At 38.4% G+C, this 21,605-nt stretch carries 15 protein-coding genes; all 15 read left to right on the top strand.

Annotation, left to right across the window (positions count from 1 at the left end; genetic code table 11):
• Window positions 1–222: 222 nt before the first annotated feature.
• The 15 genes from htpG (at window position 223) to ftsY (ending at window position 20,619) form a co-directional block, all read left to right on the top strand.
• Entirely contained in the window at window positions 223–2,235 is a 2,013-nt protein-coding gene (gene htpG, locus RIV7116_RS07530; protein ID WP_015117691.1) for a molecular chaperone HtpG, read from the top strand.
• Window positions 2,236–2,423: 188 nt separating this feature from the next.
• Complete coding sequence (rpmB, locus tag RIV7116_RS07525) at window positions 2,424–2,660, top strand: 50S ribosomal protein L28 (protein WP_015117690.1); 237 nt, start codon at window positions 2,424–2,426, stop codon at window positions 2,658–2,660.
• Window positions 2,661–3,459: 799 nt separating this feature from the next.
• Window positions 3,460–8,523, top strand: a complete 5,064-nt coding sequence (gene hpsA, locus RIV7116_RS07520) for a hormogonium polysaccharide biosynthesis protein HpsA (RefSeq protein WP_015117689.1) — start codon at window positions 3,460–3,462, stop codon at window positions 8,521–8,523.
• 224 nt (window positions 8,524–8,747) lie between these two features.
• A complete protein-coding gene (gene hpsB / locus RIV7116_RS07515) occupies window positions 8,748–9,437 on the top strand; it encodes a hormogonium polysaccharide secretion pseudopilin HpsB (RefSeq protein WP_015117688.1) in 690 nt (229 codons plus the stop codon).
• 21 nt (window positions 9,438–9,458) lie between these two features.
• Window positions 9,459–10,541 (top strand): hormogonium polysaccharide secretion pseudopilin HpsC, encoded by a 1,083-nt coding sequence (gene hpsC, locus RIV7116_RS07510; RefSeq protein ID WP_015117687.1) that lies wholly within the window; start codon window positions 9,459–9,461, stop codon window positions 10,539–10,541.
• A gap of 98 nt (window positions 10,542–10,639) precedes the next feature.
• Window positions 10,640–11,335 (top strand): Tfp pilus assembly protein FimT/FimU, encoded by a 696-nt coding sequence (locus tag RIV7116_RS07505; RefSeq protein WP_015117686.1) that lies wholly within the window; start codon window positions 10,640–10,642, stop codon window positions 11,333–11,335.
• A gap of 200 nt (window positions 11,336–11,535) precedes the next feature.
• The gene (gene hpsE / locus RIV7116_RS07500; RefSeq protein WP_015117685.1) at window positions 11,536–12,507 is read left to right on the top strand and encodes a hormogonium polysaccharide biosynthesis glycosyltransferase HpsE; all 972 of its coding nucleotides are present in this window, start codon (window positions 11,536–11,538) and stop codon (window positions 12,505–12,507) included.
• A 223-nt stretch (window positions 12,508–12,730) separates the two neighbouring features.
• Window positions 12,731–13,276: a Tfp pilus assembly protein FimT/FimU gene (locus RIV7116_RS07495; RefSeq protein ID WP_015117684.1), complete on the top strand. Its 546-nt coding sequence runs from the start codon at window positions 12,731–12,733 to the stop codon at window positions 13,274–13,276.
• 174 nt (window positions 13,277–13,450) lie between these two features.
• Window positions 13,451–14,101: a TIGR04282 family arsenosugar biosynthesis glycosyltransferase gene (locus RIV7116_RS07490; protein WP_015117683.1), complete on the top strand. Its 651-nt coding sequence runs from the start codon at window positions 13,451–13,453 to the stop codon at window positions 14,099–14,101.
• 323 nt (window positions 14,102–14,424) lie between these two features.
• Window positions 14,425–15,264 carry an HpsJ family protein gene (locus RIV7116_RS07485; RefSeq protein ID WP_015117682.1) on the top strand — a complete coding sequence of 280 codons (840 nt, stop codon included), beginning with the start codon at window positions 14,425–14,427 and terminating at the stop codon, window positions 15,262–15,264.
• A 185-nt stretch (window positions 15,265–15,449) separates the two neighbouring features.
• A complete protein-coding gene (locus RIV7116_RS07480) occupies window positions 15,450–16,313 on the top strand; it encodes a glycosyltransferase family 2 protein (RefSeq protein WP_015117681.1) in 864 nt (287 codons plus the stop codon).
• A gap of 251 nt (window positions 16,314–16,564) precedes the next feature.
• Window positions 16,565–16,768 carry a hypothetical protein gene (locus RIV7116_RS07475; protein WP_015117680.1) on the top strand — a complete coding sequence of 68 codons (204 nt, stop codon included), beginning with the start codon at window positions 16,565–16,567 and terminating at the stop codon, window positions 16,766–16,768.
• 303 nt (window positions 16,769–17,071) lie between these two features.
• Complete coding sequence (locus tag RIV7116_RS07470) at window positions 17,072–17,839, top strand: DUF502 domain-containing protein (protein ID WP_015117679.1); 768 nt, start codon at window positions 17,072–17,074, stop codon at window positions 17,837–17,839.
• A 276-nt stretch (window positions 17,840–18,115) separates the two neighbouring features.
• The gene (gene nusB, locus RIV7116_RS07465) at window positions 18,116–18,757 is read left to right on the top strand and encodes a transcription antitermination factor NusB (RefSeq protein WP_044290805.1); all 642 of its coding nucleotides are present in this window, start codon (window positions 18,116–18,118) and stop codon (window positions 18,755–18,757) included.
• Between the two features lie 119 nt (window positions 18,758–18,876).
• Window positions 18,877–20,619, top strand: coding sequence for a signal recognition particle-docking protein FtsY (gene ftsY, locus RIV7116_RS07460; RefSeq protein WP_015117677.1), 1,743 nt, complete (start codon window positions 18,877–18,879; stop codon window positions 20,617–20,619).
• Window positions 20,620–21,605: the final 986 nt, after the last annotated feature.

Genomic DNA, 21,605 nt, shown 5'->3' with positions numbered 1-21,605 from the left:
ACCGTAATTCCAAGGACTTAAGTCCTGACTAAGAACTATGGTAGGGAAATCCGAATCATCTGTATAGGGCAAACAATCCAATCAATTCAGTACAATTTATCTGCTAAAGCATTTAAAATCCCGATCAATAATAGTCCTGCTTTCCTTCTCAGGTAAAGTGGGATATTGGGGTTTTATTGCCCAGGTAATCATTAGAATATTTGTATTTGCTGCGATTAAATTATGTTAGAACAAGGTACCATCAGTATCCATACTGAGAATATTTTCCCAATTATCAAGAAATCTCTTTACTCAGATCATCAAATATTTTTACGGGAACTGGTATCAAACGCCGTTGATGCAATCCAAAAGCTGCAAATGGTAGCTCGCTCTGGTGAATTCTCGGGTGAAATTGGCGAGTCGGAAATTCAAATTGCTGTAGACAAGGATAAGAAAACTCTTTCTATTACCGATAATGGTATCGGTATGACTGTAGAGGAAGTTAAGAAATATATCAACCAAGTTGCTTTCTCTAGCGCTGAAGAATTTGTTCAGAAGTATAAAGGTGCTTCCGATCAACCTATTATCGGTCATTTTGGACTTGGTTTTTACTCCTCCTTTATGGTGGCTAAGCAGGTTGAAATCGATACTTTATCTTACAAGGAAGGAGCACAGTCAGTTCACTGGAGTTGCGATGGTTCCCCCAACTTCACCTTAGAAGAATCATCCCGTACAACTCGCGGTACTACTATTATTCTTCACCTCATGGAAGAGGAAGAAGAATTTGTAGAGGAAGCAAGAGTCAAGAATCTTGTTAAAACTTATTGCGATTTTATGCCAGTACCCATCAAACTTGATGGTGAGGTATTAAATCGACAAAAAGCACCTTGGCGAGAATCCCCAAGTAATTTAACTAAAGAAGATTACCTGGAATTCTACCGTTATCTGTATCCCTTTGAGGAAGAGCCTTTGTTGTGGGTACATTTGAATACCGATTATCCTTTTATTATTAACGGTATTTTGTACTTCCCCAAGTTAAAGCCAGATGTTGACGTTAGCAAAGGACAAACCAAATTATTCTGCAATCAAGTATTTGTTAGCGACAACTGCGAAGAAATCATTCCTCAATTTCTATTGCCGATGCGCGGGGTAATTGATAGTACCGATATTCCCCTTAACGTATCCCGTAGTGCATTGCAAGGCGATCGCACCGTCAAAAAAATCGGTGATTACATTGCCAAAAAAGTTGGCGATAGGCTCAAACAACTGTATCGCGATGACCGCGAGCAGTACATTCACGCTTGGAAGGATTTAGCTACCTTCGTTAAGTTCGGGGTGATGAACGATGAAAAATTCCAAAAGCAAGTTGAAGACATCGTAGTTTTCCGCACTACTCAAGAATCGGAAAATACTGAATCTACAACAGAAGCAGCAGAAACTCCCGCAGTAGAAGTACAGTCCCAAGAAGGCGACGTATGGCAAGATGTGACTCCTGGGGGTGAAGGAGAAAACGCCGAATCCTCTCAAAAACCGGCATTACCTTACGTAACCATCAAAGAATATTTAGAGAGAAATAAACAAAGTCACGAAAATCGCGTCTTTTACTGTACCGACGAAGCATCACAAGCTGCTTACGTAGAGTTACACAAAAATCAAGGTTTAGAAGTCTTATATTTAGACTCCTTCATCGACACCCACTTCATTAACTTCCTCGAACGGGAATACAACGAAGTTAAATTTACACGGGTAGACTCCGATTTGGATAACACCCTACTAGATAAAGATAAATCCCAAGAAATCGTAGATCCAACAACCAACAAAACCAGAGGGGATACAATCAAAGAAATATTTGAAAAAGCCCTCAACAAACCCAAACTCAACATTCGTACCGAAGCCTTAAAATCCGACAATCCCCAAGGAACACCACCAGCAATGGTGCTTTTACCAGAAATACTGCGTCGCTTGCGAGAAATGAACGCCATGATGCAGCAGCAAAACGTAGAATTTCCCGAAGAACACGTATTATTAGTTAATACAGCCCACCCACTGATACAAAACCTAGAAAATCTTAACCAAGGTAGTATCATTCAAGATGACGGACAATCCTCAAACGCCGAAATAGTCAACTCAATTTGCCAGCACGTTTACGATTTAGCCTTAATGTCCCAAAAAGGCTTCGATGCAGACGGAATGAAATCTTTCGTAGAACGTTCTAACGAAGTACTCACTAAGCTGACAAAACAAGCAGCAAAGTAAGGTTAAAGGTTGGGAATTGGGCATTGGGCATTGTAGAGACGTAGCAATGCTACGTCTGTTATTGAGTTATGAGTTAGGGAGTTTAAATTTCTTCTTCTCTCTCCCTCTCCCCATTACCCCATCATCCCCTCTTCCCCCTCTCTCATATAAAATAGAAGACTGCATAAAAAAACAGGAGATTCATAAATATGTCCCGCAGATGTCAACTGACTGGTAAAAAAGCGAATAACGGTTATGCGGTATCTCACTCTCACCGTCGCACAAAGAAACTTCAACAAGCGAACCTGCAAAGCAAGCGCGTTTGGTGGGCTGAAGGTAATCGCTGGGTAAGATTAAAGCTTTCTACTAAGGCAATTAAGACTTTGGAGAAGAAAGGTTTGAATGCAATGGCTAAAGAAGCTGGAATTAATCTTAATCGCGTGTAAATCGGAATTGCGGGTAATTCAAATATTACTTTTTCAATTCATTAAATTTATTAAACCCACATATAAAAGATATGTGGGTTTTGTTTTTTAAATTTATTCGTATATCTTGTAGGGTGTGTGACGGCTAGAATAATTTATCAAAGGTAATGAAATAACTTACTGAATGCCGTCACGCACCATTATCACTTGTTCCTTGTGTCCGGCAAGGAATACAGTATTAGAGGCTCCGCCTAGGCTGTGTACAAAGAGGCAGAGCCTCAAGAAAATGGCATTCCAAACCAGAGACTTGGAACGAGCTACAACGTCTCTACATTTTTGCGATACAATTCCTCAATATTTTTTCTAGCTGATAACTTTACCGTTCCAAGTGGGTAATATAAATTTAGTTTGCTAATAACAACTTCATAAAGTTGTGTTGAGCCAATACTAAATTCAGTAAAAAATACGCAAAAATCTCATGAAGCTATGGCTTTATTTTTCTTTGTCGGCTATAAATTAAATAATTCAGATAATATTTTTATTGACCGGAAAAACATAAAAAATTTACAAATTTAAAATAGCACTTTTATTTAGTTAGTGAAACTTGATGATTCTGGCTGCTGCCAACCAAAAAATATTTCGGTTGGCAATGTTTATATATCATGTATTTCGCTAAATATTTGCAGTAGCAGTCTGCTTGCGGCAGCATTAGAGAGTAGTTAAAAGCCAATTTAAGCCTTAACACAATAGGCATTATTTCCATATTTTAAAACCATTTAATTTCAAAACTCGGATTACAACTCTTGATAGGAAAGTAGCTATGAAAAATCGTAAGTTAGTCAGGGCATTTCAAAACTTTTACCAACAGTTTCAGCGTAAACATCCATCTACTGTCAAGGAACAAAGTTTATGGCTTTTACGAAGTTTTATAGTTACGAAAAAACGACCGGATTGGGTAAATGCTGGTTTTGTATTGCCTACAGTAGCAATGGTTTCGTTGGTTGTTGTATTGCTGACTGTTGCAATTTTGTTTCGCTCGTTTGAACGTTCTAAAAATGCTAGCAATGTCAGAGTCAATCAAGCTGTTTTGAAAGCCGCTACTCCGGCAATAGATAGAGCTAGAGCGAAGATTGATAAATTATTTACCGACCCTACGCTACCACGTTCTACTCCATCAGATAGTTCTCTTGATAATGCTTTCACCCAAAATCTTTCCAACTATACCTTTGGTGATGAAACTCCCTTAGCAGTTCGCTACGACATTAATAAAAACAGAAGTATAAGCACTAATAGCACCTCTCTAGAAGATAGAGAAGTTACAAACACTGCGTGGAGATTTCCTGTTGATACTGATAACAACGGCAAATATGATAGCTTCACACTTTATGGGGTTTTCTTTCGCAGCCCCAGCCGTAGTGACGATGGTAAATTTAACCGCGCTCGTTCTCCTTTAGAAGCTAGAACACCACCTATGGATGACGGTTCTTTAGGTGGACTTTGTGCGGCAGCAAGAGGTACTAGTTTTAGTTTGATTGGTGATTCTGGCTGGTATAAATCGGGAGGAAACCTCAAAAAAAGCTTCTTTGTTTATGCTACGACCGTACCGATTACCGATAAGGATACTCGCAAATATGGTAATAATTACGAAACATACCAAGGAAACCAAGGCTTTTCTGCTATAGAGTTCCAGCAAGACCAAGAAAGGGTGCCAGTCATTAATAATGCGGTGGTTTATGAAGACGATTTAGAAATCACCCCTGGTGCTGGACTAAGCCTCAACGGAAGAGTTTTTACCAATAGTAATTTGCTGACAGCAACAATTTGGGAGCCGATTCGTTTGTACCAAGTCAGCAGTCCTAATTCATGTTTTTACCAAGCAGAAAATAGCAAAATTATTGTTGGTGGTAATCTTGCTTACGGTCGTATTTTTGGCTCAAATAGAAGAAATGCCGTTCGAGTAGATTTATTTAAACCAGGAGCGGAAGGCACTTTTGCAAGAATTGATGCTAATACTAGATCGGTTAACAACTCTTCTGCCGATACAGCTTACAACGCTCAAGCTTATGCTCGGAGAATTAATTTACAAGTTGAAAGGGCACTTCAGGTAACTACTAGACCTGATGATTTCAGTCGAGATCCGCAGGAAGTACAGGAAAATATTAGAGCTAAACTTGAAGATTCGACCAGAGAAGTTGAAGATGTACGTCGAGAAGAATTAGAAGCTTACTTTAAAAAGCGTACTCGTAAAGTTCCTTTTAGAGACCCAGTACAAAATCCTACAACCGTAACTCTTCAAGGTTTGGGAACTGATTTATTAAGAGGTCCAGATAGATGGATTTATCCTTTTTCTATTACTAACAATAGTACAAGTTATACCGGACTAAGCCTTTACCTTAATAGATTACCTGCCACAGAGCCAAATAAACTCAAGGAAGTTAATAAAGAAGAAGAAAAATACTTAGGCGATCGCATCATACTCGGAAATAATTTACCCGCTCTATGGTATGACCCACAAACCAAAAACTTCGTAGGTAAAGAAACTCGTCAAACCGTTTTACCAAAATCAAACAATACAAGATGGACTGACTATGAAGACGAAGAAACTAAATACCGCTACCGAAACACTCAAATCCAGCAATTAATTAGTCTTGAAGGTGCTACCAAGCGCAACGACTTTTTCGAGCAAAAAGCCGCAGAACCGCCAAAAAATCCCCTCGATAACGTTGGTGGAATGCGTGCAGTCACTGGAGCGGGTATTTATATTGATGATGTGACATTTGCTAGAGGAGCCAATGCTTCTTTAGCGGCTCCAGGTTGGGATACAAACTTTGTCGATCCAACTAATAGAGATGTAAATCGAGTTTGGGTTAATAGTCTTAACTTCGGCACTTTAGCACCGATAATTACTTGGCCCGATTCTATGCCAATGGGCAATCCTACGGATGATGCATCCAGAGGCGATTTGTTAATGAGAGCAACTGCTGTTTATCATTACAAAGACAATAATGGTGAAGATCAGACACCAATCGCTTGTGTAAGCAGTTACTACGACCCAACAAACTCAACTACAGCCCAAAATAATCGTACCGTTAGAGGATTCTGGCAAAATCCTGACGCAGCTCCAGGAGCTAATGGTAAATCGAATAATGGTATTACTTATACTTCTTACAGTGGATCTAGAGCGGCTGCTATTTCTAGAAATAGGAGACAGCTAGATGCTCAAGCCAGACTGGTATTTCCTAACGGGCGGTTTGTGAATGAACCTTTAAGAGACGCGATGCTAAATTTTGGCAGTCGCCAACCTCTGACAATGACTGATAATTCCGCAATCGATGCAGCAGTATGTGCGATTGAAATTCTCAACGGTAGGGTAAGACCTAATGCGAGTAAGGTACCTCACGGAACCTTCTACGAAAAAGCCTTCTTGGATACCAGACAAATCAAATCAATCGAAAACACCCAGAATACAGCCGATCCAACTATAGATCCAACTTACACAGGTACCTTAGAACAACGTCAACCTTTAGAAGTCCGCGTTACAGCTATAGATTTAGACCAATTGCGTCGGACACGCATTGGTACTGCTTCCCCCACCAGAGAATATCTACTGCCAAACAGCGGCATTATTTACGCCACCCGCGATGATGCTCTCTTAGATATGAGCGATCAACCTGGTAGAAATCAAAATAACGAAAGAATTCAAACCCAAAATATCGATAGAAGGAAATTAATTAGCCCAACAGACTACAAACTCGATCCTACTCGTCGTCCTAACGGCATTATGTTAATTAATGGTTCGCGTTTAGATCGCGAGACAAACTACAGAGACGAAGAAAAGGGTTTAATTTTAGCAACTAATGTTCCTGCCTATATCAGAGGTGATTTTAATCTCCATGCGAGAGGAGGCAATGCCAATCAGCCAGTTGAAGAGTTTCTAGAAGACTTAAGAAACAATGACGGAAAAATTGATTGGAGTAAGTTCTACAAACGCTCCAGGCTTGACGATAACTTCGCTTGTCGTAAAAATGACCCAAGACTGCCAGCAAACAAATGTACTCAAGGAGATAGTTGGCGACCGGCAACAGTAATAGCGGATGCAGTTACGGTGCTATCTGATAATTTCCGTTATGGTTTCCGTAACGAAGGAGACTACGACCTGAGAAATAATGCAGGTAATGTCGTAGTTCCTAACTATGACTTTGATGACGATGGCACTATAGGTGGTTTAGATGAAACAGCTATAAGAATTGACCTCACCGGCGATAGAGATACCACCGATCCTCAAGAAATTTTGTTTGCCGATCTTAATGGTGATGGAGATACAAATGACCGCAACGTATCTGAAGCAAACCAAATAACTGTCAGAGCAATTCGTAGAAAACTAGGTTTCTTTGACAATAATTACCTTACCAGTGCTGATTGGGCTGATACTGCCGGTGCTAATTTAGGCTTCCCCAAAAATGACTTTGATGCTGACACGAGAGGTAATCAACCGGGAAGTTCCTACGTTAACAACTTCGTGACTCCAATTCAGCGACGAGTCATGTTTCACGAATATGTAATGGAAGTTTGCCCCAGGATACCCGTAGAAACCTGTCGTCCTCAAGATTGGGTTGTTCTGGTTGATGATGATAACAATCCAAGAACAGCACCTGTACCTACACCAGCCAACCAACTACAAGTAGAAAACCCAGGAGGAAATGGAGAGCTAGCAACTAGACTTGTATCAGGTACGACTGCTCAAGTTGCTGACGCGGAAAACCAAGCTTTCATGCGTAGGGTTGCTTTCTTACGAGACACCAATAACAAACTGGTACTCGATAGGAATGGTTATCCCGTACCGTTGGGAATTAATCAAAACGGTAGAGTTGCTTATTATCCATACAACAATCTAACTATTCCATTTGACACCACTAACAATACCTTCGTACTTAATCCTGATACTAGTACAGATACAGTAGATATCCCCGCCTTCAGTCGCAGAAGTACCAACCAACGACCCCGATTAGTAAATACCGCCTTATGGTTTAGAACTGCCGACGACGGAGGTTTTGGTGGCGGACAAACTAGAGGAACTAATTACGGAAACCAAAACCCGCTGTATTTTTCTAATAGATTTACCCCAGATTCTACTGTCACTGCCCCTGTAGGAAACTACCAAGTCGCAACTAATGGCGACCACCCGCTCTTAATACCAGTGCTGCAAATTCATATGCCAGATGATACCTGGACTAACAATGCCCAGAGGAACCCCGGCACAAGCAGAAGCAGCTTACCTACTAACGTCAACGATAGAGGAATTATTAAAAACAGAAACTGGTTGCAAAGAGCCACTAATACAACAACAAACTTAATTATTGCTGGAGGCGATACTCCTGCGAGCCGAACTGAGACTAATGGTGGTTTAGAAAACTTTGTACGTTATCTAGAACAGTGGAGAACAAACGAAAGAAGTCCGCAATTTAACCACAACTTAAGTGGCTCGCTGATTCAATACAAACGTAGTGCTTATGCAAGTGCCCCTTGGCAAGTTTTACGCACAGGAGGTCAAAGTCTTTATCGCGATTACCAGAATCTTTACCGAACAGATATCAGTGGAGGAAGAACACCATTTTATACACCACCTTCACGTCAATGGGGTTTTGATGTTGGTTTGCTTTCTCAACTTCCTGACTTGTTTGCTCAAACCTTTACTTTACCACCTACAACTAGACCTAATGAATTCTTTAGACAAGTAAGCCGGGACGATCAATGGGTTCAAACATTACTTTGTGCGAAAACCGTAAATATCAATAATCGAGGTCAAATTCAAATGACTAACAACAATGCAGTGTCTGACAATCAACGTCCAGCCGACTTCTGTAAAGAAAAAACAGGTGGATAAGTAAATATCCTAATTTTCTAGGGAAGAAATGAGATTAAAAGCAATTAGTTTTGGTGGTGCGTGACACTAAAAACTTTATTACTACGTTCATAAATAATCAAAGTGTTACAGCACCCTACAAGAAAATACCTTAGTTGTGGTCATTACTATAGTTATTTTTCAGTTCTTCCCTATTAATTACTATCTTGAGTAAAAAATTGAGTAAAAAATTCAAAATCTAAATTATGCTCAAATACCAACTACAGAAAATATATTCCAAACAGCATCAAGCAGGTTTTACAATCATTGAGTCGTTAGTCGCAGTAATTGTACTTGGTATTTTAATGACTGCGATCGCTCCGACAATTCTGATTTCAGCTGCGACGCGAGTTCAATCCAGACGTGTGGAATTAGCGACACAAGCAGCCAGAGCTTATATTGATGGCGTAAATTCCGGAAATATCCCCGCACCACCGATTTCAAGCACGAATAATATCAAACCACCCAAGACAGGTTTAAATTGCAAAGCAAATGACCTTAAAAAAAGTCAAGGTTACTGTTCCTCACCAACAGAAACATCTTATAGAGTTTTTTGCGTTGATGGTACTGGTGATGGGGCATGTAGCAAAGACAAATCAAAAGATTTAATTGTGCAGGCATTTGGTTTCAACTCAAATTCAACAGATGCTGCCGATGGTTATAGAATGGGCGTTCGAGTCTACCGAGCAGATGCTTTTGAAGATAATAAGGCTCTGATTTCTAACCAATCATCTGGAAAAAAAGTAACTCAATCAACTTTTACTGGTGGACTTGGTAAACGCAAAGCTCCTTTACTTGAGATGGTAACAGAAGTTTCTAACCAACAAACTAACTTTCAAAATTTTTGCACTCGTTTAGACAACAATACCAATAGAAATTCTACCTGTAACAATTAAATTTGCTTTAAGGAACAATATATGATGAGAAATCAACTACATTTCTTGATTCAGAATAAGCTCAAACAAAAGACTTATCATTCTACTAATAAAAATAACGGCTTTACTCTTATAGAACTCATAGTCGCAATGGTGCTTGCGGTTTTGGTGATAACACCTTTACTGGGTTTTATGATTAATATTTTAGATACCGATAGAAAAGAACAAGCCAAGGTAAACTCAGAGCAAGAAGTCCAGACAGCCCTTGACTACATCGCTCAAGATTTACAACAAGCTATTTATATATATGATGCAAAAGGTGTAAAGGCTATCCAAAATAATCTTCCTTACAGAACTAATACAGATAGAGTTCCCGTATTAGTTTTTTGGAAAAGGCAGTTTGAAAAAGAAGCTGTAGGTGGTAATTTTACAGGTAGAAATGATAGTTTTGTTTACTCTTTAGTTGCTTACTACTTAATTCAAAGTAATAACACTAATAATAGAGATGAAAAATGGTCTAATCAATATCGTATTGCTCGGTTTGAATTAAAAGATGGAGTCCGAGATTTAGATAATCCTTTTACAAGGAGCGGACAAATTAACTATGCAAAAGATAAAAATGGTCAACGCATTGAACCCGATAAAGGTTTTGCTTTATTTGAATTAAGCAACCCTGCAATAACGGGAACTTTTGAAGAAAAAATGAATAGCTGGAAAAAAGGCAAGATTAGTACAAATGCAACCTATGAGTTAAGTAATACTCAGGTTTTGCTTGATTACATTGACGCAAGTCAGGATAAATCTTTAACAAGTGTTGATTGTGAAACAGTTTTTGATTTGAGTAGATACACTACCACCAAGCAAACAGATAAAAGAAAATCATTAAAGGTACCAGCTTTTGAAGGTACTTACAGATATTCAAGCAGCGCAACTTTAAAGAAATTAGGTAATAGCAGTTTTTATGCTTGTGTAGATGTTGACACAGTATCAGCAAAAGTATTTATCAGAGGTAATGCTTTTGCTCGGATAAATGAGAAAGACAACAGCTATAGTGACAGTCGTCAATCCTATTTTCCCACAGCAAGCGTTTTAGTTAAAGGTCGAGGATTAATAGGTACCAATTAAAATTCGCTAAATATTGTTTAGTTTAAACTTAAAGATTTTACATCATCAAGTTATTGCCTATCTCAGAGAAGTGTTTTAATAAAATATTTAAACAGCTAATGAAAAATAAGTTATTTGCAAAACTGCTACAGAAGAATTATTTACGAACAAATTCTGTGACAGATGATTCTTATCAAAAGCGTTATCTAGGACATTTTCACAATTTAACTTCTGGCTTCACTTTGATAGAAGTCATGGTAGTTATAGCTATGGTAGGTATTCTCTCAGCGATAGTAGCACCAAGTTGGCTTTCGTTTGTTGCCAAACAGCGATTAAATAAAGCTAACGATAGCGTATTAGCAGCACTGCAAGAATCACAACGGCAAGCCAAAAATACTAAGCGTAGTTACAGCGTTAGTTTTAGAACTAATAACAAACAACCTCAAATAGCAATTCATCCTAGCGTTGTAGAACCCGATAAATACTGGCGCGAATTGGGAGAAGAAGCTGGAGTCAACACAGAAAAACTATTAATCGGGACAAATCTTGATGGCATAAATAAAACTAAAAATATTGTATCCTATGGCTCTAATTATATTAAAAGTAAGCCCCAAACCATTAGCTTTAACTATCTGGGAATTTTAGACACTAAAGAAGATGGAGATTCTTCCGATACTAGTTTAAAATTTTTGGTCGCTATACCTCAAACCAAAACTCCCACAAAGCCCAGTGACGAGAAACGTTGTGTTGTTATAGAAACCCTCATTGGAGGAATAGTAACTGCAAAAAATGAGGATTGCGATAAATACAAATAAATTCACATAAGATTAAAATTAAATATCAATAAAAATACTGAAGCTAATACTGCATCTCAAGGAGGAAAATTATGATATTGGGTGCAGTTTTATATTTAAATCTTCACCTGAATTGCAAATTTATATTTAAGATAATTTATATAATTTGCTTTCACCTAACTTCAAATAAAAAACTTTAACATTATATATAAACACTTGCTATGAAAGAGTGTCTAAACTTTACCGTAGCTATCCCTACATACAACGGTGGAAGTCGGTTATCCGAAATTTTAGAAAGGCTGAAAAATCAGCTGCATACTGAAGATATTTCTTGGGAAATTATTGTTGTTGATAACAATAGCAACGATGATACAGCAAATATCGTTAAAAAATACCAAGAAAATTGGCAATATCCCTTTCCTTTACGATACTGCTTCGAGCTAAAACAAGGTTTAGCATACGCCCGTGAAAAAGCAGTATCCGAAGCCAAAGGTGAATTGATCGGTTTCCTCGATGACGATAACTATCCCGTGTCAAGCTGGGTTGCGAAAGCTTATGAATTTGCTCGAAAATACCCCAAGGCTGGTGCGATTGCCAGTCAAATACATCCCAACTGGGAAATTGAGCCGCCAGAAAACTTTCAACGCATAGCGCCATTTCTAGCAATTGTAGAAAGAGGCAATACACCTTTGTTTTACAATCCAAAAAGTAAACTATTACCTCCAGGTGCAGGATTAGTTATTCGTAAGCAAGCTTGGTTGGAAAGCGTACCCAACCAACTAATTTTGACTGGTAGAATTGTTGGTAATATGCTGACGGGTGAAGACACCGAAATGCTGTCTTATATTCAACAATCAAACTGGGAAATTTGGTACAACCCAGAGATGGAAATTTATCATCAGATTCCCGAATGGCGATTACAAAAAGAATATTTATTCCCTTTCTTTAAGGGTATTGGGTTAAGCCGGTACGTTACCAGAATGGTTGATATAAAACCATTATTAAAGCCAGCAGCAATATTTGCTTATATGGCAAACGACTTGCGAAAAATTTTATTTCATATATTTAAACACGGTAAAAAAGTTAAAACAGATTTAGTCGCAGCCTGTGAAATGCAACTGTTTATAAATAGCTTGATCAGCCCTTTTTATCTGTGGAGAAACGGTTATTTTAATAACAAATATCAAGGATAAAATAAATTTTTAAACGCCCTCACCCTCTAAGGGTGGGGCTACAATTGCAAAGCCCACCTCCGTGGGCTGAATTTTTATAGTCCGCCCAGGCGGACTTTGTAGGTGTAGCCGCATCCTTAAGGATGTCGGCGACAGACTGTATTGTAAGTTATCAGGTATTAGTTTAATTTAGTGAATTTAGCTATCCGTATCTACCAGTGTGGTGCATTTATTCAATAATGACATGTTTGATAAACACTGGAATAAAGATTCCAACAGCGGCTTTACTTTGCTTGAAGTGCTGATAGCAATTTTGGCAATTGGTATATTAGCTGCTTATTCTGCGCCGTCTTGGCTAGCTTTTGTCGATACTCGTCGGCTCAACGTTGCTTCCGATAAAATTTATCTAGCTTTACGTAGCGCACAAAGTAAAGCCCAAAAAACGAAAACTACTTGGCAGTTTAGCCTCCGCGAGAAAAAAGATATAGTACAGTGGGCTATTCACCCCGAGACATTAGATCCGAATAACGCGAATTGGAATAGTTTAGATTCAAGTGTAGTTTTAGACGAAGAAACTACCTTGATTTTGCGAAAATCAACTAACGTCAGACATATTCAGTTTGATTACAGGGGCAGCATCAAAAAGCCGCCTTTGGGAAGAATCACTTTATCTAGTAAATATGGCGGAAAAACGAAACGATGCGTTTATATTTCAACAATTTTAGGAGCAATAAGAACCGCAAAAGAACGCGATAAGCCTCGACGAGGCAGCGGTGATTATTGTTATTAAGTATTATAGTATTTTGATTTAACTTTAATCTTATGGGGTAAGCATTCCTGCCCACCATTAATATTCATAATTTAGTATTCATAATTTTTAAAATGTATCCGGGTTTTCATGAATATTTAAATAACGGTGCGTTACGCTGTCGCTAACACATCCTACAAATGCAAAATATTTTCCGTGTTTGTTTCACCAAAAATAGCCAAACAGCATTTAATTATTTTCACTCGCTATCCCCAACCAGGTAAAACTAAAACCAGACTGATACCCGCTTTGGGAGCAGAAGGTGCTGCAAATCTACAGCGACAAATGACAGAATACACTTTATCTAAAGTGAAGAAATTTCAAGAATCGGCTGCAATATCTTTTGAAATTAGATTTGCAGATGGAAATTTACAGCTGATGCAAAACTGGTTGGGAACAGAATTAAATTACCAGCTTCAAGGAGAAGGGGATTTAGGAAAGCGCATGGAAAACTCTTTTATGAATGCTTTTAATCAAGGCGCTCAAGAAGTCGCTATCATCGGTATTGATTGCCCAGGCGTAAATAATCAAGTTTTAACAGAAGCTTTTCAAAAAATCCAAAATAGCGACTTATTGCTAGGTCCAGCCGTTGATGGTGGCTATTATCTAATTGCTTTAAAGCGTGCCATCGGACAATTATTTACTAACATAGACTGGGGAACCGCCAAGGTATTGCAACAAACTGTGGATATTGCCCAGCAACTTAATTTATCAGTTGCTTATTTGCCAACCTTGGCTGACGTTGACAGACCGGAAGATTTACCTATTTGGCAGAGAGCCGATGGGCAATCGGCTACCAGTGACTAGTTCACTAGGCGCGAATCCAGGTGTTTAAGTCCTTTATAAAAAAAATGAAAATTTCTGATGGTGAGTAATAGCGACCCTAGAATACAACTTACAAACCTTAACTGTTCAATAGTTACTAGTCGCTGGTCAATTTTAATACGAGAATTTGCCGAAGACAGGTAAAACAACCTTTGCTACTGTGGTGTAATCTCGAACATAGGTGTTAAAATTTCCACCTGTATTGAACCTACTTAATTTATCAACAGTAGCTAGAGTATTGGCAGCAATATTCAAGTAACTTTATGTAGGACAATCGCTGTAATTGAATACGAGACTAAAAAAAAATGGTTAATCGTTTGGCTACTGTAAATACTTCCCGCACCTTGAAAGTGGTGGGGATTATCTTGATTTTGTCTTTTTTAGTTGATGTTTTAATACTTTCATTCCCTCCCCGACCTACTGACGAGCGATGGTTAGTTGGGTTAATAACTGCATTTGTTGACCGGGGAATTGTGCCCATGGTGGGTTTAGGTATGCTATTCGCAGGACATTGGGTTGATAGTTTTGATGATTCTAGTCCTTCGGGCGTAGACTTGAGGTTGCCTGCGCTGATTTTGTCAACTATCTTAGGCTTTATTTTCTTCGCATTCTTCCCTCTGCACCTCAACAGCGTCCGACAAATCACCGACAGCGATGTTAAACAAGTTGAAGCAAGAGCCGAGCAAGCGGAAGGTCAAGTTAACAGTCAGCTACAGCAGGTGCAAGCAAGATTAAGTACCGACCAAGCAAAAGCTCAGATACAAAAACAGAGAGACCAAGTCAAAGCTCAGTTCACAGAACTACTTAAGGATGATACAAGGTACAAGCAAGCTATAGAAAATCCCAATATTCCACAACAGCAAAAAGAATTACTCCAAAGGTTTAAGAAAGACCCCAAAGCACTTGATAAATTTATTGCTGACCAAAGCGATCCAACACAGTTGGCAACTCAACGCTTAACCCAAATCCGTCAAGATAAGGAAGCTGCTGTCAAGCGAGCTAAAGATTCAGCTTTCAAGTCTGGATTGCGAGTTAGTATAAGCAGCTTACTGCTTTCTATCGGCTACAGCATCATCGGCTGGACAGGGTTGAGAAGCAAAGGTACTGCATCTGGTGGTGGCAAGCGTAAAGCTACTGCACGCTAAGAATGAATGGGCATCGGGCATTGTAAAGAGTTAGAAGTAAAAAGTTTAGAATTGAAAATTCGACTTTCTAATACCCCACAATCGTTCTTAATCTACTTACTATTTGCTATGCCCTATGCTCGTTCTCTAATTTGATAATTATTAATACATATCAATAAATTTAATACCTTTTTACTATTACCTGCATGATTACTATCTATATATTGACTTATAACGAAGAATTAGACATTGCTGCTTGTATTGAGTCAGCAATGCTATCAGATGACATTATTGTGGTGGATTCGATAAGTAGCGATCGCACAGTGGAAATTGCGAATAGGTATCCGGTTAGAGTTGTCGAACACGCTTTTGAAAGTCATGGTAAGCAACGTACTTGGATGTTAGAAAATATATCTCCGAAATACGAATGGGTTTATATTCTCGAAGCAGACGAACGCATGACACCGGAATTATTTGCTGAATGTGTAGAAGCAACGAAAAACCCAGATTATATAGGTTATTACGCAGCCGAACGAGTCATGTTTATGAATACTTGGATTCGTCACAGTACTCAATATCCTCGTTACCAATTAAGGCTGTTTCGTCATGGTAAAGTATGGTTTACGGATTACGGTCACACCGAAAGAGAAGTCTGTCAAGGCAGTACCAGCTTTTTAAAAGAAACTTATCCTCATTACACTTCCGGTAAAGGCTTAAGTCGTTGGATTGACAAGCATAACCGTTATTCTACTGATGAAGCGAAAGAAACACTGCATCAGTTAGAAAAAGGAAACGTTAATTGGCGCGATTTATTTTTCGGTAAAACAGAAGTAGAACGCCGTCGTGCCCTTAAAGACTTATCATTACGAGTACCAGGTAGACCTTTGGTACGATTCTTTTATATGTACTTTCTCCTCGGAGGCTGTTTGGATGGAAGAGCCGGATTTGCTTGGTGTACCTTACAAGCCTTCTACGAATATTTAATCATGCTCAAAGCTTGGGAAATGAAGCATATCCCCACACCCAGCGTGGAAGCAGTTTCCAGTAGCCGCTTACCAGTTATCAGGTAGACACCCATCATCGAGTATCGTCATTCTCCCAACACGTTGCTTGCTACTCGCTACCCTTAAACTATGCCTAATGACCATTTCCCCGTTTTAAATATAAATGCTACATTTAATATAAATTAATATATTTAACTAACTTTTTTAAAACAGCCCACAGTTTTAATGAGGGAGTTTTTAGGGGATAAAGCTAGTCTGTAAAAGCTTTTGCGAAGTTAGCTGATGCCGTAAGCAATTTGAAAGCGGCAAACAGCAATATGAGCGATATGCCTTATGGCTTGCAACATTTGTTTACAGGTCTTAAAAATGAATTAGGGTGTATGGACTTATTCGCTGCTTACTGGCAAATGAAGATATTTTGCTTGTGTCTTGCAGCCTATGTATTGCAGCATCTTGATGGGCTGTATTTTGATAGCCTATGTTTAATTGCTTGCCAAAAGCCAGGGCTAGTAAATTTATAAATTAGAAAGTTGGTTGTAACTTAGCTCTAATAATTAGCGAACTCATATTTTGCCTGCATTTTTTGTGGTGCTTTGTAAAAAAAAGAGATATTGAAAGTTTTATTCACTGGATTTACTTCAATCTTTTTCTTTGACTAAAGATAATGGCAATAAATTTATGGTGTAGAGACACAATATAATTATCGAGTCCGCAGTTATATGCCAATATTTTTGTATTTATAAAGCAGGCAAATTTGAATCAAAAAATGGGCGTGCAGCTTGAGAAAGCAAATATTCAGAGTAATCAAACGATATCTTGCTGGTATGAATGTCAATAACAGAAATTCCACTAGCCGTATTAAGGAGAATAAGGGCTTGGGCTACGAACGCTGGAAGCAAGACCTAAAAAATGACCTGATTGCTGGTTTGCTGGTAATAATTCCTTTAGCAACAACAATTTGGTTGACAGTTACTATTGCTATTTGGGTAATCAATTTTTTGACTCAGATACCCAAACAACTAAATCCTTTTGAGGGGTTAAACCCTTTATTAATTAATCTATTAAACTTTGTGGTGGGTTTTACGGTACCACTATTAAGTATCCTTTTAATTGGACTAATGGCTCGCAATATAGCGGGTAAATGGTTGCTTGATTTTGGAGAACGCTTTTTACAAGCAATTCCTTTAGCCGGACAAATTTATAAAACCCTCAAGCAGCTTTTAGAAACACTATTAAAAGATACTAATAATAAATTTCGTCGCGTAATTTTGGTAGAGTATCCGCGACAGGGGATGTGGGCGATTGCTTTTGTTACCGGTGCTGTTAACAGTGATATTCAAGCTCAAATGCCTGAAGCGATGTTAAGCGTTTTTATTCCCACGACTCCTAACCCTACTACGGGATGGTATGCAGTGGTTCCGGAAAAAGATGTAGTAAATTTATCAATGTCAATAGAAGAAGCGTTCAAAATATTGATATCTGGTGGTATTGTTTCTCAAGCGCCTCCTTTACCTCCTTTAGAAATTCCTAAAGAACGCAAGCTAGATTCCCGAGAAAAAAAGCGGCAGGTAATCCCTGTTGAAGAAGCTTAATTTATATTGCTGCTTCGCGGTGTTCGGTTGCATGGTATTTTGTGAAGCAGTAACCAAACAATTACAGTGCAATCTCACATTTTTTCTGTATTCTGATTGAATATTAGGGACGGGCAGTGATGCCCATCCCACAAAAATTAGACAATCTCAAATGATGGAATTGAAATATTGTTTAATAAATATGTTTTAGTTTAATTAAAAATTTTTTACGTTCACCTCTAAGTTTGGCTCATGGTAGCGTATACCCGCCATACTAACAATTATATTGAAACTGCTATGCAAGACCGTACACGTCAACCCCGTCAAATTGCTCGCGAACTCGCTTTATTAAGCCTTTCTCAGTTACCTGTAAATCCCAAAACTTTAACAGAAGACCAACTTCCTGAATTAGTGCTTGGAGCAGTGCGTACTCTAAGAGGAGAGATAAAAGATAGTTTAGAAAATGCTTCTGACGAGTTAAAGAATAGCAACGATCGCCTTTTAACTAGCGAAACTCGCGCTGCGGATTTGAATACTTCTAGAACAATGCTCAAAGAAGCAATTGAATATACTCGGACAGCAATTAATAGATTGGCTTATACGCTCGATTTTCTGGAATTGAGTCAGGAAACTACTAAAAAATACAAAGAAATAAATGAATACGCAATCAAGTTAGTTAGAAAAATTACTTCTGAACGTCAACTGATAGATGAAAAAATATCTACTGCTTTGGTTGATTGGCAAGTAAAGCGACTTGCTCAAATCGACCGAGATATTCTACGTATTGCTGTAGCTGATATAGAATTTTTTGATATCCCTTCAAAAGTAGCAATCAATGAAGCTGTAGAACTCGCTAAACGCTACAGTGGAGAAGATGGGCATCGCTTTATTAATGGTGTTTTACGCAAAGTCAGCGAGCAAAGTCAGGTTAAAGGTTAAAGCTTAAAGGTAAAATTCTTAACTATCAATTCCTAATTCCTAACTCCTTACTTTCTGCAACTCTATTTAATAATTAATAATTAATTAAAGTTATTTTATAATCGAACTTATTTTCTGCAATGGTTTTTAATTGGTTTCGCCGTCAAAACAAGAAGTCTTCCGAACCTTCTTCTGAAGAGAGAAACGAGCAAGAAAAAGTTGAAAATGTTGTAAGTGATGAGGAATCAACCGAAGAATCGTCAACCGAAGAATCTCCTCGGGCACAGGCAACGGAAGATTTATTAGCTTTTGCTAAAGCTGCTTACAAAAATATTCAAGATAAGCAACAAACAACTGATTCAAGCGAGAATTCTACATCTGAAGCAAGCACTGAACTTGAAGAAACTATTTCTGAAGAAATTCGCGAATCTCCTCAAGAAGCAACTGAGGTCGTTTCTGAATCCGAACAAGCTGTAGAATCTTCCCAAGAAGCAACTGAGGTCGTTTCTGAATCCGAACAAGCTAGCGAATCTCTCCAAGAAGCTGAGGTTGTTTCTGAAGCCGAACCAGCTGAAGAAGAAAGTACACAACAGCAGGAAGAAACTACTGCAACTAATGTATCGGAATTAGAAAAATCAGATGCAGAGGTTACAGAACTAGATGTAACATCTGAAGTTGAAACAGAAGATAGTTCGCAAGAGCCAAAAACTACTGCTAATTTATCTTTCTTAGAAAGAGCAAAAGCGGAAAGAGAAGCTAGGCAGGAAAGACTCGTGAAGAGCGCAGTAGAGGTTCCCGAAGTTTCTCAGATAGATGAGTCAACAACAGTATCCGCTGATACTAGTGAATCATCAGTTGGAGAAACACCAGAACTAGCATTTGACGAAGGATTTTTATGGTCAACCGAAGTCCTTGCCGCACAAGGAAGACGTGCAGAAGATGTTTCAATTGAAGAGATCAATTGGCTCAAAAAGTTACGACAGGGTTTAGATAAAACTCGTCGTAATGTAGTTAACCAGCTCAAAGCAATTGTCGGTAAAGGACCGTTAAATACAGATGCTGTAGATGAAATTGAAGCTGTATTGTTGCAAGCTGATGTTGGTATAGAAGCTACAGACTACATTATTAATTCTTTGCAGGAAAAACTACGTCAAGAAGCTTTACCTCCTGAAGAAGGTATTGCTTATTTGAAAAAAATTCTGCGGGATATGTTGGATAAACCTTTACAAGAATCCCAATCCGTTTCATTTACTCCGGAAAAAGAAACGTTAAATATTTGGTTGATGACTGGTGTCAATGGTGCGGGTAAGACTACTACTATCGGTAAAATTGCCCATCTGGCAAATAAATCTGGCTATAGATGTTTGATTGGTGCAGCCGACACCTTCCGAGCCGCAGCAGTACAGCAAGTGAAGGTTTGGGGAGAAAGAAGCGGCGTTGAAGTCATTGCGAATCCGGGGAAAAATACCGATCCGGCAGCAGTTGTGTTTGATGCGATCGCTGCTGCTGTGTCTCGGGAAACTGAATTGTTACTAGTAGATACCGCAGGAAGATTACAGAATAAGAAAAACTTAATGGAGGAATTAAGTAAAATCCGGCGAATAATTAATAAAAAAGCTCCCGATGCCAAAGTAGAATCACTGTTGGTTCTAGATGCTACATTAGGTCAAAATGGATTGCGACAGGCGGAAGTTTTTTCTCAAGCTGCCGAACTTAGTGGTGTAGTTTTAACCAAGCTTGATGGAACTGCTAAAGGAGGGGTTGCTCTTGCAGTAGTACAACAGTTGGGTTTACCGATTCGTTTTATTGGTGCTGGTGAAGGTATGGAAGATTTACGTCCTTTCTCCAGTTACGAATTTGTGGAAGCGTTGCTCAGTGGTTAAGCTGGTATAAATTACCGGAATTTGATCGTCAGTAAAACGCAATAATCCATCTACTTGAGGACTTACGCATTCATAGAAATCTTACAAGAGCGTAAGTTCTCGTTTATAGAGCGAATTTATATAGTACTAATGTTTTTCTAAGCTAGTGAACTGCTTTGGCATAGGGTATAAGTACCCTGAGCATTTGCGCTAAAGCTCGATTGGTTAGAATTTAATGTTTTATTATCTAACCGAAGACAGTGAGTGCTTGTTGAGAAAAAGATAATAGTAATTGCACAAACACAATTATTTTAGTAAGTCGGGGATATTTTCTCCCTTCGCCTCAATCAAAATTAAGTTTCTTAGTTTGGGGATTACCCCATTTATGTGTTATCTTCCCTCACAGATGGGGGAAAACCTTTATACGCAAACCGAAATAGTAAATTTTGCACTTGTTAGGCAGTTACTTGTCGGCTATATCTAAGAAAAATTTTTGCCAGGAATACAAGGAAAAAACACGATGATTTAGAAAAAATCTTGACTAAGTTTTAATTTGAAGGTCTTGGGGTATACTTTCCGTAGATTTAATACGTAAATTGGTTATTACTTGTCATACTCTTAATAACATCTTAATTGATTGACTTATCTTCATAATATTAGAAGCGTGAGTCACTTGCCCCTTCAGGCTATCACCCCTTATTGAGCATACTAACAATATTTAAAAGTAAGCTCAATAATCAGCTTTGTACTAACAAGTATATTTTTTATGTCTGAAGATATATGATTTGAAAGTAAAGTTATGAAAAGATTAAACATTTGCGATGGTCTAGAAATATTTTACAGCGAGACAAATTGGTATTTTATTCCAAAAGCTTGCAGTGAAGAAATCTATACAAATTAACAAAATAAATCAGACAAGAAAATAGTTATAAAATTTACTCTAATTGTCTTTCTACTCTTGCTAAACTTATAAACCTTGTCTCAATATGGTTTAGCCGTATTGAAGC

Source organism: Rivularia sp. PCC 7116 (assembly GCF_000316665.1).
In the GTDB taxonomy this organism is placed as follows: Bacteria; Cyanobacteriota; Cyanobacteriia; order Cyanobacteriales; family Nostocaceae; genus Rivularia.
This window is presented reverse-complemented; position numbering and strand designations above follow the sequence as displayed.